The organism is Acidovorax sp. 94, from assembly GCF_003634645.1.
GTDB classification, from domain to species: domain Bacteria; phylum Pseudomonadota; class Gammaproteobacteria; order Burkholderiales; family Burkholderiaceae_C; genus Acidovorax; species Acidovorax facilis.
On the sequence record NZ_RBJA01000001.1, the window covers coordinates 259,318 to 271,921 of the forward strand.

Annotated in this window: 12 protein-coding genes; 5 read left to right on the forward strand and 7 right to left on the reverse strand. The window is 63.4% G+C overall.

Annotated elements, in window-relative coordinates; genetic code table 11:
- The first annotated feature begins 4 nt into the window (after window positions 1–4).
- Together C8C94_RS01155 and C8C94_RS01160 are read left to right on the forward strand one after the other, a co-directional pair.
- Window positions 5–1,297, forward strand: a complete 1,293-nt coding sequence (locus C8C94_RS01155) for a TRAP transporter large permease (protein WP_121422627.1) — start codon at window positions 5–7, stop codon at window positions 1,295–1,297.
- 55 nt (window positions 1,298–1,352) lie between these two features.
- Window positions 1,353–2,372 carry a TRAP transporter substrate-binding protein gene (locus C8C94_RS01160; protein WP_121422628.1) on the forward strand — a complete coding sequence of 340 codons (1,020 nt, stop codon included), beginning with the start codon at window positions 1,353–1,355 and terminating at the stop codon, window positions 2,370–2,372.
- 118 nt (window positions 2,373–2,490) lie between these two features.
- Here C8C94_RS01160 and C8C94_RS01165 read toward each other — a convergent pair whose 3' ends face one another.
- On the reverse strand, window positions 2,491–2,784 hold the full coding sequence (locus C8C94_RS01165; protein WP_055400235.1) for a hypothetical protein: 294 nt from the start codon (window positions 2,782–2,784) through the stop codon (window positions 2,491–2,493).
- Window positions 2,785–2,868: 84 nt separating this feature from the next.
- A complete protein-coding gene (locus C8C94_RS01170; protein ID WP_121419409.1) occupies window positions 2,869–3,159 on the reverse strand; it encodes a DUF4148 domain-containing protein in 291 nt (96 codons plus the stop codon).
- A gap of 535 nt (window positions 3,160–3,694) precedes the next feature.
- Here C8C94_RS01170 and C8C94_RS01175 point away from each other — a divergent pair.
- Window positions 3,695–4,135 carry a CBS domain-containing protein gene (locus C8C94_RS01175; RefSeq protein ID WP_121419410.1) on the forward strand — a complete coding sequence of 147 codons (441 nt, stop codon included), beginning with the start codon at window positions 3,695–3,697 and terminating at the stop codon, window positions 4,133–4,135.
- 227 nt (window positions 4,136–4,362) lie between these two features.
- On the opposite strand, the gene C8C94_RS01180 is transcribed toward C8C94_RS01175, so the two are convergent.
- From C8C94_RS01180 to C8C94_RS01195, 4 genes are all read right to left on the reverse strand, one after another.
- Complete coding sequence (locus C8C94_RS01180) at window positions 4,363–5,202, reverse strand: ABC transporter ATP-binding protein (RefSeq protein ID WP_121419411.1); 840 nt, start codon at window positions 5,200–5,202, stop codon at window positions 4,363–4,365.
- Window positions 5,199–6,149: a nitrate ABC transporter permease gene (gene ntrB, locus C8C94_RS01185; RefSeq protein WP_121419412.1), complete on the reverse strand. Its 951-nt coding sequence runs from the start codon at window positions 6,147–6,149 to the stop codon at window positions 5,199–5,201. The genes C8C94_RS01180 and ntrB overlap by 4 nt, the downstream gene beginning before the upstream one ends.
- Window positions 6,150–6,185: 36 nt before the next feature.
- Complete coding sequence (locus C8C94_RS01190; RefSeq protein WP_121419413.1) at window positions 6,186–7,430, reverse strand: CmpA/NrtA family ABC transporter substrate-binding protein; 1,245 nt, start codon at window positions 7,428–7,430, stop codon at window positions 6,186–6,188.
- 507 nt (window positions 7,431–7,937) lie between these two features.
- Entirely contained in the window at window positions 7,938–8,564 is a 627-nt protein-coding gene (locus C8C94_RS01195) for an ANTAR domain-containing response regulator (RefSeq protein ID WP_121419414.1), read from the reverse strand.
- A 205-nt stretch (window positions 8,565–8,769) separates the two neighbouring features.
- On the opposite strand from C8C94_RS01195, the gene C8C94_RS01200 reads away from it, so the two are divergent.
- Together C8C94_RS01200 and tsaD are read left to right on the forward strand one after the other, a co-directional pair.
- Window positions 8,770–9,936: a branched-chain amino acid ABC transporter substrate-binding protein gene (locus tag C8C94_RS01200; protein WP_121419415.1), complete on the forward strand. Its 1,167-nt coding sequence runs from the start codon at window positions 8,770–8,772 to the stop codon at window positions 9,934–9,936.
- Window positions 9,937–10,046: 110 nt separating this feature from the next.
- Window positions 10,047–11,087 (forward strand): tRNA (adenosine(37)-N6)-threonylcarbamoyltransferase complex transferase subunit TsaD, encoded by a 1,041-nt coding sequence (gene tsaD, locus C8C94_RS01205; RefSeq protein ID WP_121419416.1) that lies wholly within the window; start codon window positions 10,047–10,049, stop codon window positions 11,085–11,087.
- 65 nt (window positions 11,088–11,152) lie between these two features.
- On the opposite strand, the gene C8C94_RS01210 is transcribed toward tsaD, so the two are convergent.
- On the reverse strand, window positions 11,153–12,604 hold the full coding sequence (locus tag C8C94_RS01210) for an aldehyde dehydrogenase (protein ID WP_121419417.1): 1,452 nt from the start codon (window positions 12,602–12,604) through the stop codon (window positions 11,153–11,155).

The following is a 12,604-nucleotide window of genomic DNA, read 5'->3' on the forward strand; positions in this document are numbered from 1 at the left end:
GGCCATGGGACCCGAAGCGCAGGCTTTTATCGTTTTTTCGCTGGGCATGCTGGTGCTGATGGGCACCGGCATGAACATGGGCCTGGCCCTGGTGCTCACTGGCGCTGGCATGGCCTGGGTGCTGGATTTTTTCGACACGCAATTGCTCGCGCAGAACCTCGTGGCCGGGGTGGACAGCTTTCCGCTGCTGGCCGTGCCATTCTTCATCCTGGCCGGTGAGCTGATGAACTCAGGCGGCATCAGCCGTCGCATCATCGACATGGCGCAGGCATGGGTGGGGCATATCCGGGGTGGGCTGGGTTATGTAGCCATCGGCGCTGCGGTGCTGATGGCCAGCATGAGCGGGTCGGCCCTGGCCGACACGGCAGCCCTCGCCACCATCCTGCTGCCCATGATGCGCCAGCAGGGCTACCCGATGAACACCTCGGCAGGGCTGATCGCCTCGGGCGGGATCATTGCGCCCATCATTCCGCCGTCCATGCCGTTCGTGATTTATGGCGTGACGACCAACACCTCGATCTCGGCGCTGTTTGTGTCGGGCATCGTGCCTGGCTTGATGATGGGCGCGGGCCTTATCTTTGCCTGGCGCTGGGTGCTGCGCGGCTTGGATCTGCCTAAGGGCGAACCCTTGCCCGCCAAGGACCGCTTGCGCGCCACGGCACGCGCCTTCTGGGCCATGCTGATGCCGCTCATCATCATCGGCGGCATGAAGACGGGGGTTTTCACCCCCACCGAGGCCGCCGTGGTGGCCGCGTTCTATGCGCTGGCGGTGGCACTTTTCATCCACCGCGAGATGAAGCTGGCGGACATCTATGGCGTGCTGGTGCGTGCGGCCAAGACGACTTCCATCGTGATGTTCTTGTGCGCAGGCGCCCAGGTGGCCAGCTACATGATCACGCTGGCCGACCTGCCCAATGTGCTGACCAGCTGGCTGGGCCCGCTGGTGGAGAACCCGCGCCTGTTGATGGCCGTGATGATGATCGTGCTGGTGCTCATCGGCACGGCGCTGGACCTCACGCCCACCATCCTGATCTTTGCGCCCGTGATGCTGCCCATCGCCGTCAAGGCGGGGATCGACCCGGTGTACTTCGGCCTGATGTTTGTGCTCAACGGCGCCATCGGCCTCATCACGCCGCCCGTGGGCACGGTGCTCAATGTGGTGGCCGGGGTGGGGCGCATCTCGATGCACAGCGTGATCAAGGGCGTGAACCCGTTCCTCTTCACCTACGTGCTGATCCTGGCACTGCTGGTCGTGTTTCCGCAGATCGTGACCGCTCCGGTTCTGTGGATGCGTTGACGATGCTGCGCCCTCTTTTCCCGTGCCTTTCTTTCCTTCGCCAATGGAGACAACCATGAAAACTTTCCGCCGTACCCTGCTCGCCGCCCTGTCGGTGGCCGCCATCACCTGCTCGTTCCAGGTCGCTGCGCAAGACATCAAGCCGCGCATCATCCGTTTTGGCTATGGCCTCAACGAGGTGTCCAACCAGGGCCGCGCCACCAAGCTGTTTGCCGAAGAGGTCGAAAAAGCCTCGGGCGGCAAGATGAAGGTGCGCGCCATCGGCGCCGCCGCGCTGGGTTCGGACGTGCAAATGCAGCAGGCCCTGATCGGTGGCGCGCAGGAGATGATGGTGGGCTCCACCGCCACGCTGGTCGGCATCACCAAAGAAATGGCGATCTGGGACACGCCCTTCCTGTTCAACAACGCCAAGGAAGCCGACGTGGTGCTGGATGGCCCCGTGGGCCAGAAGGTGATGGACAAGCTGCAGGAAAAAGGCCTGGTGGGCCTGGTGTACTGGGAGAACGGCTTTCGCAACCTCACCAACAGCAAGCGCCCCGTCAACAAGCTGGAAGACATGGACGGCATCAAGCTGCGCGTGATGCAGAACAACGTGTTCCTCGACAGCTTCAAGACCCTGGGTGCCAACGCGGTGCCGCTGCCGTTCTCCGAACTCTTCACCGCGCTCGAAACCAAGACGGTGGACGGCCAGGAGAACCCCTACAACACCATCCTGTCGAGCAAGTTCTATGAGGTGCAGAAGTACCTCACCGTGACCAACCACGTCTACAGCCCCTGGATCGTGCTGGTGAGCAAGAAGTACTGGGACGGCCTGTCGAAGGCCGAGCAGAAGGTGCTGCTCGACGCCGCCAAGAAGAGCCGCGACTTCGAACGCCAGGACACACGTGCCGAGGCCGACAAGGCGCTGGCCGACCTCAAGGGCAAAGGCATGCAGGTGAACGAACTGCCTGCCGCCGAAGCCAACCGCATGCGCGAAAAGCTCAGCGCCGTGAACGCGAGCATCGCTGCCAATGTGGGTGAAAGCCTGTGGAAGGATGTGCAGGGCGCCGTGGCGCAGGCACGGGCTGGCAAGTAAACCAACGCTTGTTGACGGGGCTCAGCCCCGGCAATAGAAAAGGCCGAGGCCCCATGCGGGGCCTCGGCCTTTTTGCATTTGCAATTCAGGGTCTGCGCCACGGCGCAGACCCGGCAAATTACAGCGAACCGATTTCGCCGGAAGAGATCTTGCCGGTGCGCAGCGCGTCCACAGCCTGAGCGTTCACTGCATTGCGGTCAGCCGTGGAGGTGTAGACCAGAGCACGCGAACCGACGGGGATGGCGCCGCTGGTCTGGGGCACGGTGGAGGCTTCAGCCATCACTTCAGCGCGGGTGCGGCTGGTTTCGAACTTCGTGGCGAATTGCGATGCATCGGCTTCGTCAGCCTGGGCACCGAAGGAAGCGAAAGCGGCAACAGCAGCGATGGAGAGGAAACGTGCGGTCTTGTTCATGGTGAAACTCCTGTGAAATTCAACAAATGGGGACGAGGTGTCTGGAATACGTGAAGCGCGAAGCAGTGGATTCAAAAAGGTGAATCAACCGCCTTCAGCGGGGCCCACGCGGCCAGTGCGCATGGCTTGTGCGGCAGCTTCGGCACGCACTGCAGCGCGGTCTACCGTGGACTTGTAGGTCACCACGCGGGAGCCTGCTGGCTCCTGGCTGCGCATTTGGACTGCGGCGGCGGCTTCGGCAACCACTTCGGCACGGGTGCGGTTCGTGTCGAATTTCAGGGCAAATTGCGAACCATCAGCTTCGTCAGCCTGGGCACCCAAAGAAGCGAAAGCAGCCACAGCGGCGATAGAGAGAAAACGTGCAGTGTTGTTCATGATGAAAGTCCTTGAAGTTAAAAAAAGCGTCTCAAAAAAGCCGGAGCGAAGATCAAAAACAACGTGCTTCGCACCGGGTTCGGTGAGTCGCCTTGCGGGTTCGGCTCATCGATGGGATGAACTGTACGCCGCAGGTGGATGAAGAAAAACCAGCTGGTCGCAAACTAACTGTTCCAGTTTTGGAAACAATCTGGACGCTTGTTTCCTGCCTGTGGCCGATGAGAAGAATCTCAGGCCCGCAGCCGGTCGCAAGCGATCGATCCGAGGCAAGAAGGGTGGGCGTTGATTCCTTTGGAAGTGCGTTGGACATGGGCTGTATCGTGCCCGGCCGGCGCTGCGGCGTCGTCTCGTCGCCGTTTCGGTTCTTTTCAGTTTGTTTCGGGTTCGGCTGAATGCAACAGGGTCGAAACATATGCATCGCTGTTGCCACACCGGGCCCAAAAGGGGGAGAAATCGGGCTTGCGCGGCTTGCGCCCGTTGGGCTTATGGGCTGAAATCTCTCTGTACCTGTTCCAGGTGTTACGAGGGAGGTTCCATGACCGTAGTCGCCAAAATTCTTCAGTCCAAACCGGACGCCACTGTCCACACCATTGCGCCCACGGCGTCGGTGTTCGATGCGCTCAAGCTCATGGCCGACAAGGGCATCGGCGCCCTGGTGGTTACCGAGGGGGATGCCATCGTGGGCATCTTCACGGAGCGCGATTACGCGCGAAAGATCGCCCTGCTGGGCCGCACGTCAGCCGCCACGCTGGCGCGCGATGTGATGACCACCTCGGTACGCTTTGTGCGGCCCGAGCAGACCAGCGAGCAGTGCATGCAGATCATGAGTACCGGCCGCCTGCGCCACCTGCCAGTGGTGGACAACAACGGCAAACTCGTGGGCATGATCTCGATCGGGGACTTGGTCAAGGACATCATCTCCGAGCAGAAATTCATCATTGAACAGCTGGAGCAGTACATCACTGGAAGTCACTAGAGTACATCCCCCTGAGGCGCTGCGCGCCTTCCCCCTTCTCTCGAATCGCTGCGCGATTCGGGAAGGGGGACGCCCCAGCGCGGCGGGGCGTCCCTTGCGCGGGGGCGCTGGCCTGGGGTTGCGCGCGTGCGACGGCCCTGCCATGGGGACAAAACGAAAAAGGGCTCTGACCGATCTGGTCAGAGCCCTTTTGATTTGCCGTGTTGTCGGGCCTGGAGCCCAGCGGTTCAAGCTGCTTTTTCGACGTGCCCCTGGCGGGTGTACAAGAAATCGATCACCGCCTTGCGGTAGTGCACGTACTGCGGGTCTTCGGCCAGCTCCACGCGTTTGCGGGGGTGGGGCAGGTCGACGGTCAGCACTTCGCCAATCGTCGCGGCCGGGCCGTTGGTCATCATCACGATCTTGTCGGACAGCAGCACGGCCTCGTCCACGTCGTGGGTCACCATGACCACGGTGCTTTGGGTGCGTGCGACGATTTCCAGCAATTCGTCCTGCAGCTTGGCGCGGGTCAAGGCGTCCAGCGCGCCAAAGGGCTCGTCCATCAGCAGCACCTGGGGCTCCATGGAGAGTGCCCGGGCAATGCCCACGCGCTGCTTCATGCCGCCAGAGATTTCACCGGGGCGTTTTTGTCCAGCGGGCGTGAGGCCCACCAGGGCCAGTGCGGCGTCGGTGCGGGCCTTGAGCTGGGCCTTGGTTTCCTTGTCACCGAACACGCGCTCCACGGCCAGGTAGATGTTGTCGAAGCAGGTGAGCCAGGGCAGCAGCGAGTGGTTCTGGAACACCACGGCGCGCTCGGGGCCTGGGCCCTTGATCTCCTTGTTGGCACACAGCAGCGCACCGTTGGTGGGCGTGGTCAGCCCGGCGATCAGATTCAAGAGCGTGGACTTGCCGCAGCCCGAGTGGCCGATCAGCGCTACGAACTCGCCCTTGGCAATCGTCAGGTTGATGTCGCGCAGCGCGGGGAACAGGCCCTTGGCCGTCTTGAAGGTCTGTTCGACGCCGTGGACTTCGATGAACTTGGTGCTCATGGAGGGGTGTGTGGATGCTGCCGTGGTGGTCGTGTTCATGCTTTCACCTCTTCAAACGTAAATGCGGTGGCCAGCTTGATGAGCGCAAACTCCAGCACCAGCCCGACGATGCCGATCACGAAGATGGCGATGATGATGTTCTTGACGTTGAGGTTGTTCCACTCGTCCCACACCCAGAAGCCAATGCCCACGCCGCCGGTCAGCATCTCGGCAGCTACGATCACCAGCCATGCGGTGCCCACGGCCAGGCGCACGCCGGTCAGCATGTAGGGCAGCACGGCGGGGAAGAGGATCTTGGTGGCGATCTTCCATTCGCTCAGGTTCAGCACGCGGGCCACGTTCATGTAGTCCTGCGGCACACGCTGCACGCCCACGGCGGTGTTGATGATCATGGGCCAGATGGAGCAGATGAAGATGGTCCAGATGGCGGCGGGGTTGGCGCCCTTGAAGACCAGCAGGCCGATCGGCAGCCAGGCCAGCGGCGACACCGGCCGCAGCAGGCTGATGAGCGGGTTGAACATGCGCGACAGGAAGTTGAACCGTCCGATCACGAAGCCTGCCGGAATGCCCACCAGCGCCGCCATGCCAAAGCCCACGGCCACGCGCTCCAGCGACATCAGCACATTCCAGCCCACGCCCTGGTCATTGGGGCCATTGCGGTAGAACGGGTTGCTGAAGATTTCCAGCGCCTGCTTCCAGGTCTCCACCGGGCTGGGGATGCTGCCGCCCGTGGTGGTGGATACCACCGCCCACAGACCGATGAGCAGGCCCAGGCCACAGAGCGGCGGCAGCACCGCCGTCCAGAAACTGCGCGACAGGGCCGCCCAGTCGCGACTGGCAGGGGCGGGGCTCGCCGTTGTTTCGGCTTTGGACTGTTTTTGGATTCTGGCGCTTGCTGGTGAAGCGTTGATAGCTACATTATTCATAGCGTTCTGTGCAACCACGGGGGCTGCATCCAACGGGGAGTGAAAGACGGCACTGACCATGGTGTTCTCCTTGGCAGGGTGGGCGGGGCAGGGCGCTTACGCCTTGATCTTGAAGCTGTCGGCGTACTTGGCGGGGTCTTTGCCGTCCCACACCACGCCGTCCATGAGCTTGGCGGTGCGCATCGGGTCCTTGGGCACGTTGATCTTCATGGCGCTGGCAACCGACTTGTACAGGTCCACCTGGTTGATCTCTTTGGCCACGGCCAGGTAATCGGGGTGGCTCTTGATCAAACCCCAGCGCTTGTGCTGCGTCAGGAACCACATGCCGTCCGACAGGTAGGGGAAGTTCACCGCGCCGTCGTTGAAGAATTTCATGTGGTTGGGATCGTCCCAGGTCTTACCCATGCCGTTCTGGTAGCGGCCCAGGATGCGCTGGTTGATGGCGTCCACGCTGGTGTTGATGTAGGACTTCTGGGCCACCGTTTCGGCCATCTTCATTTTGTTGGACAGGCTGGCGTCAATCCACTGGCTGGCTTCCAGCACGGCCATCATCACGGCGCGGGTGGTGTTGGGGTTCTTCTTGACGAAATCGGCCGAGGTGCCCAGCACCTTCTCGGGGTGGTCCTTCCAGATGTCCTGGGTGGTGTTGGCGGTCACTCCGATGCCATCCATGATGGCGCGGTGGTTCCAGGGTTCGCCCACGCAGAAGCCATCCATGTTGCCCACGCGCATGTTGGCCACCATCTGGGGTGGCGGCACGGTGATCAGCTTGGCGCCCGACAGCGGGTTGATGCCGGCGGCGGCCAACCAGTAGTGCATCCACATCGCGTGGGTGCCGGTCGGGAAGGTGCCTGCGAAGGTGTACTCGCGCTTGTTGGCGGCCATGAACTTGGCCAGGGACGGGCCATCCACCGCGCCCTTGTCGGCCAGTGCCTTGGACAGCGTGATCGCCTGGCCGTTGTTGTTCAGGCTCATCAGAACGGCCATGTCCTTCTTGGGGCCGGCCGTGCCCATGTGCACGCCGTACACCAGGCCATACAGCACGTGGGCAAAGTCGAGTTCGCCATTCACCAGCTTGTCGCGCACACCGGCCCACGATGCTTCCTTGGTGGGGATGATGGTCACGCCATACTTCTTGTCAAAGCCCAGCACCGAGGCCATCACCACGCTGGCGCAGTCGGTCAGCGGGATGAAGCCAATCTTCACTTCCTTCTTCTCGGGGGCGTCCGAGCCCTGGGCGTGCACCAGGGCACGCAGTGCCGGGCTCACGCCCACTGCGCCCACGGTGGCGGCCTGCAGCACGGTGCGGCGGTTGAGGCTGGTTTTCAACAGATCGGTCATGGGGCGGTTCCTCGGTGCGTTAGAAAACAAAAAAGGCGTCCTCCCCTGGCCTGGTTGCATGCGCAAACGAGCTTCGGAGAGGGACGCCTTTGTCCATGGCAAAGCCCATTGGGGGGCCTTGTGTCAGCACCGGCCCGCCATTGGGTCAGTGCTGTCAGTGGTGGGACCGTCTTTGGTCTTGCCAGGGTTAATGCAAGCAGCGTGCCAGCCTGTTTTCGCCAGTTTGGCGCCACCATTACTATGCTTTTGATAGCTGCCTAGGCATGCTGGAAAGGCGCAAACGGCCTTTTTTGGCCTGCGACGGTCAGGGTTGGTGCATGCGCGCTGGCTGCACTGCGTTTGTGCGGCGCACCATCTGGGAGAAGCTGGTTGAGCTGGGCTTGGCCTAGGCGAAGGATGCCAAGCAAGGGCCGCCCCGCAGCGAGGGCATCGTCCCCCTTCCCGAATCGCGGCAGCGATTCGAGAGAAGGGGGAAGGCGCGCAGCGCCTCAGGGGGATGTCACCTGCCTACCCCAGCAGATCCATCACATCGAGCATGCGCTGGGCCACGTCCACGAGCTTGAGGCCCTTGTCCATGGCGGTCTTGCGCAGTTTCTCGTACGCGGCCTGTTCGCTCAGGCCCTGGCGCTGCATGAGCAGTCCCTTGGCGCGGTCGATGGTCTTGCGGTCCTTGAGTTCGGTCTTGGCGTCGGCCAGCTCGGCGCGCAGCGCCTGTTCGTGCTGGAAGCGCGCCATGGCCACGTCCAGAATGGGGCGGATGCGCTGGGGCGCCAGGCCCGCCACGATGTAGGCCGACACGCCCGCCGCCACCGCGTCCTTCACGTGCGAGGTGTCCTCGTCGTTGGTGAACATCACGATGGGGCGCCGCTCGTCGCGCGTGGCCATCACCACATGTTCGAGCGCGTCGCGCGCCTCGCTTTCGGCGTCCACGATGATGAGGTCGGGCTGCAGCTGGGCGATGCGCTCGCTCAGGAAGACATCGGCAGGCAGGGTGGCCACCAGGTTGAAGTTGTTCTCCAGCAACCCAATGCGCAGCGCCCGCGACCGTTCCGCCTGAAGTACGGCGTGTTCGTCGGCGGGGTCGGCGACTGCCAGATCCGGGGCAACCACCACGATGCGCAGAGACTCGTTCATACCCAGGAGCATAAGCAATTTTTACGCCACAAAATGGTGCATCGAAGCGGTGCGTTCCGGGGCTGAAGGCTGGCAGCAGGTTGCGGCAGCTTCCAAGGCCTGAAACTTGCTAATAGTTTGTCGATGGGCAGGGCATACCCGATAGCAGCTACCCGGTCGCATCGCATATACATCTGGTCACATTGACCCATTCAAGAGGATTTGCATGAACAAGCACATTGACCGGCGGCGTATCTCTGCCGGCTTGGCCCTGACCACCGTGGCGGTATCCGCGCTGCTGGTGCTGACAGGCTGCAGCAAGGTGCCCGACACCATCAAGATCGGCGTGGCCCAGCCCCTCTCCGGCCCCTTGGGCGCGCTGGGGCAGGATTTGCTCAACGGCGTCAACCTGGCCGTGGCAGAACTGAACAAGGGTGGCTACACCGTGGACGGCAAGCGTGTGACGCTGGAGGTGGTGTCGGTGGACGACAAGGCCGACGCCGCCACCGGCAAGACCGTGGCGCAGCAGCTGGTGGACTCGGGCGTGGTGGCGGTGATCGGGCACCTGAATTCGGGGGTGAGCATTGAGACGGCTCCGATTTACGCCGCCAAGGACATCGCCCAGATCGCCATCTCCACCAACCCCAAGTTCACGCAACTCGGCTTCCCAACCACCTTCCGCATGGTGGCCAATGACACCTTGCAGGCGCGCGCTATCGGCTCGTTTGCCGCCACACAGCTGGGTGCCGCCCGCTACGCTGCGCTGGACGATGGCACGCCTTACGGCAAGGGCCTGGCCGACGGTGCTGCCGAGCAGCTCAAGGCTGAAAAGAAGGAAGTGGTGGTGCGCAAGTCGTTTGACGACAAGACGGTGGCTTTCGACGAACTGGCTGGCGAGCTGAAGGCCGCCAAGGTCGAGGTCATCGTGTCCACCCTCAACGACTTTCAGGCCCTGGCTCTGCTCGAAGCCCTGCGCAAGGTGGACCACACCAAGGTCAGCCTGCTGGGCGGGGACACCATCAAGACCACCGACATGACCAAGGCCATGGGCATGGTCGAAGGCGTCTACGCCACATCGCCCGTACTGGAAGCCAAGGAGTTCACCACCGGCAAGCCCTTCCTCGAAAAGTACATCGAGGCCTACAAGAAGCCCCCGGCCTATGGCGGCCACTACAGCTACGACAGCACCTATGTGCTGTCAGCCGCCATCCAGAAGGCCAAGTCGGCAGATCCGAAAGCGATCACCAAGGCCATGCACAGCATCAACGGCTATGCGCCCGTGATCGGCACCATGACCTGGGACGACAAGGGCGAACAGCGCTACGGCGCCGTGGGCGTGTATGAACTGCGCAGCGGAAGCTGGGAACTGCGCATGCGTTCGGACCGCTGGTAAGCAAGCCGCCGCGTCGGCAGGCGCTATCCATCCGCACAACCCCTGCTGGCGACTGCCAGCAGGGGTTTTTGCATCCGACCCTGAACGGGGCCGGGTTTTACACTCGGGGCATGAGTTTGCTGATCCTCGGTATTGAATCTTCGTGCGACGAAACGGGCGTGGCGTTGGTCCGTTCCACGGGCAATGCCGTGCCCACGTTGCTATCGCACGCGCTGCACAGCCAGATTGAGATGCACCAGGCCTACGGTGGCGTGGTGCCCGAGCTGGCCAGCCGTGACCACATCCGACGTGTGCTGCCGCTGGCCACGCAGGTGCTGACCGAGTCCGGCCAGTCGCTGGCCGATGTGGACGTGGTGGCCTACACCCGCGGGCCGGGCCTGGCGGGTGCGCTACTGGTGGGGGCGGGCGTGGCGTGCGCGTTGGGCGCTGCACTGGACAAGCCGGTGCTGGGTGTGCACCACCTGGAGGGGCATCTGCTGTCGCCCTTCCTCAGCGCCGACCCGCCAGAGTTCCCTTTTGTGGCCCTGCTCGTCTCGGGCGGCCACACGCAGCTGATGCGGGTGGATGGCGTGGGCCGCTACGAGATCCTGGGTGAGACCATTGACGATGCGGCTGGCGAGGCGTTCGACAAGTCCGCCAAGCTCATGGGCCTGGGCTACCCCGGTGGCCCTGCGCTGTCGCGCTTGGCTGAGCAGGGCGATGCCACGGCCTTCAAGCTGCCACGCCCTCTGCTGCACAGTGGCAATCTCGACTTCTCTTTTGCCGGGCTCAAGACAGCGGTGCTCACGCAGGCCAAGAAGCTGGGCGATGAGCTGGAGGCACGCAAGGCCGACCTAGCGGCGAGCACCGAGGCTGCGATTGTCGAAGTGCTGGTGAAGAAGACGCTGGCTGCGCTCAAGCAGACCGGTCTGAAACGTGTGGTGGTCGCCGGTGGCGTAGGGGCCAACCGGCATCTGCGTGCGCAACTCAATGCGGCCTGCGCCGCGGCCAAGGTGCGGGTGCACTACCCTGAGCTGCACCTGTGCACCGACAACGGCGCCATGATTGCCATGGCTGCAGCCATGCGGTTGCAGGCTGGGCAGCAGCAGGCCAACGCCGACTATGCGTTTGACGTGAAGCCACGCTGGCCGCTGGATGCGATCACAGTTTGATGTTTGAGCGAAAAATGGCCGCTAGCGCTTGTCTAGAGAGCGCCAGCAGCTGTCTTTTTTGAACTTCAGAAGGGGTAGTGGCGGGGAGTGGTCTGCACTGTGATCCAGCGCAATTCCGTGAACTCGCGCACGCCCGCCATGCCGCCAAAGCGGCCATAGCCCGAACTTTTCACGCCACCAAACGGCATCTGCCCTTCGTCGTGCACCGTGGGGCCGTTGATGTGGCAGATGCCCGACTCGATGCGCGCGGCCACGTTCCAGGCCTTGGCCACATCGCGGCTGAACACGGCGGAGGACAGGCCAAACTCGTTGTCGTTGGCGCAGGCAATGGCTTCCTCGACGCCGTTCACGCGCACCACGGGCTTGACGGGGCCGAACGATTCTTCGCGGTAGATGTCCATCTCGGCCGTCACATGGTCGAGCACCGTGGCCTGCATCAGCGTGCTGTCGCTCTTGCCGCCACACACCAGTTTTGCACCCTTGGCCAGCGCGTCGTCGATCATCGCGTTGCAGCGGTGCACCGTGGTCATGTCCACCACCGATCCCAGCACCACCGGGCCCTTGCGTGGGTCGCCCAGGGGCAGGGATTGGGCACGCGCGCCGAGCTTCGCCACGAACTCGTCGGCCACGGCGTTGTCCACGATGATGCGTTCGGTGGACATGCAGATTTGGCCCGAGTTGGCGAATGCGCCGAACACGGTGCCTGCGACAGCGGCGTCGATGTCCGCGTCATCCAGCACCAGCAGGGGGGCCTTGCCGCCCAGTTCCAGCACCACGGGCTTGAGGTACTTGGCGCAGGTCTGCGCAATGATGCGGCCCACCTTGGTGGAGCCGGTGAAGTTGATGCGGCGCACTGCCGGGTGGGACACGATGGCCTCGACCACGGCACCGGCATCGGCGGGTGCGTTGGTCACAAAGTTCACCACCCCGGCAGGCAAACCGGCCTCCTGCAGCGCCTCGATGATGAGGCCATGCGTGGCGGGGCACAGCTCCGACCCCTTCAGGATCACCGTGTTGCCACACGCCAGCGGCGTGGCGATAGCGCGCACGCCCAGGATGACGGGGGCGTTCCACGGTGCAATGCCCAGCACCACACCCGCTGCCTGGCGCACGCCCATGGCCAGGCTGCCGGGCACGTCGGACGGAATCACCTCGCCCGCAATCTGCGTGGTCAGCGCGGCGGCTTCTTGCAGCAGGCCAGCGGCCAGGTGCACGTTGAAGCCCGCCCACATGCCGGATGCTCCCGTCTCCGCCGCCATGGCCACAGCAAAGTCGGCCGTGCGGGCCTCCAGCGCGTGTGCGGCCTTGAGCAGCAGCGCGCGGCGCGCGTTGGGGCCCAGGGCCGACCAGGCCGGGAAGGCCTTGGCAGCCGCGTCGGCAGCGGCCTTGGCGTCGGCCACGCTGGCTGCTGGGGCGGTGGTGGCGACCGATCCGTCGAGCGGGTTGCGGCGCTCAAACGTGGCACCGCCAGTGGCTTGCACGCGCTCGCCGTTGATCAGCATGGAAATGGCAGTCAT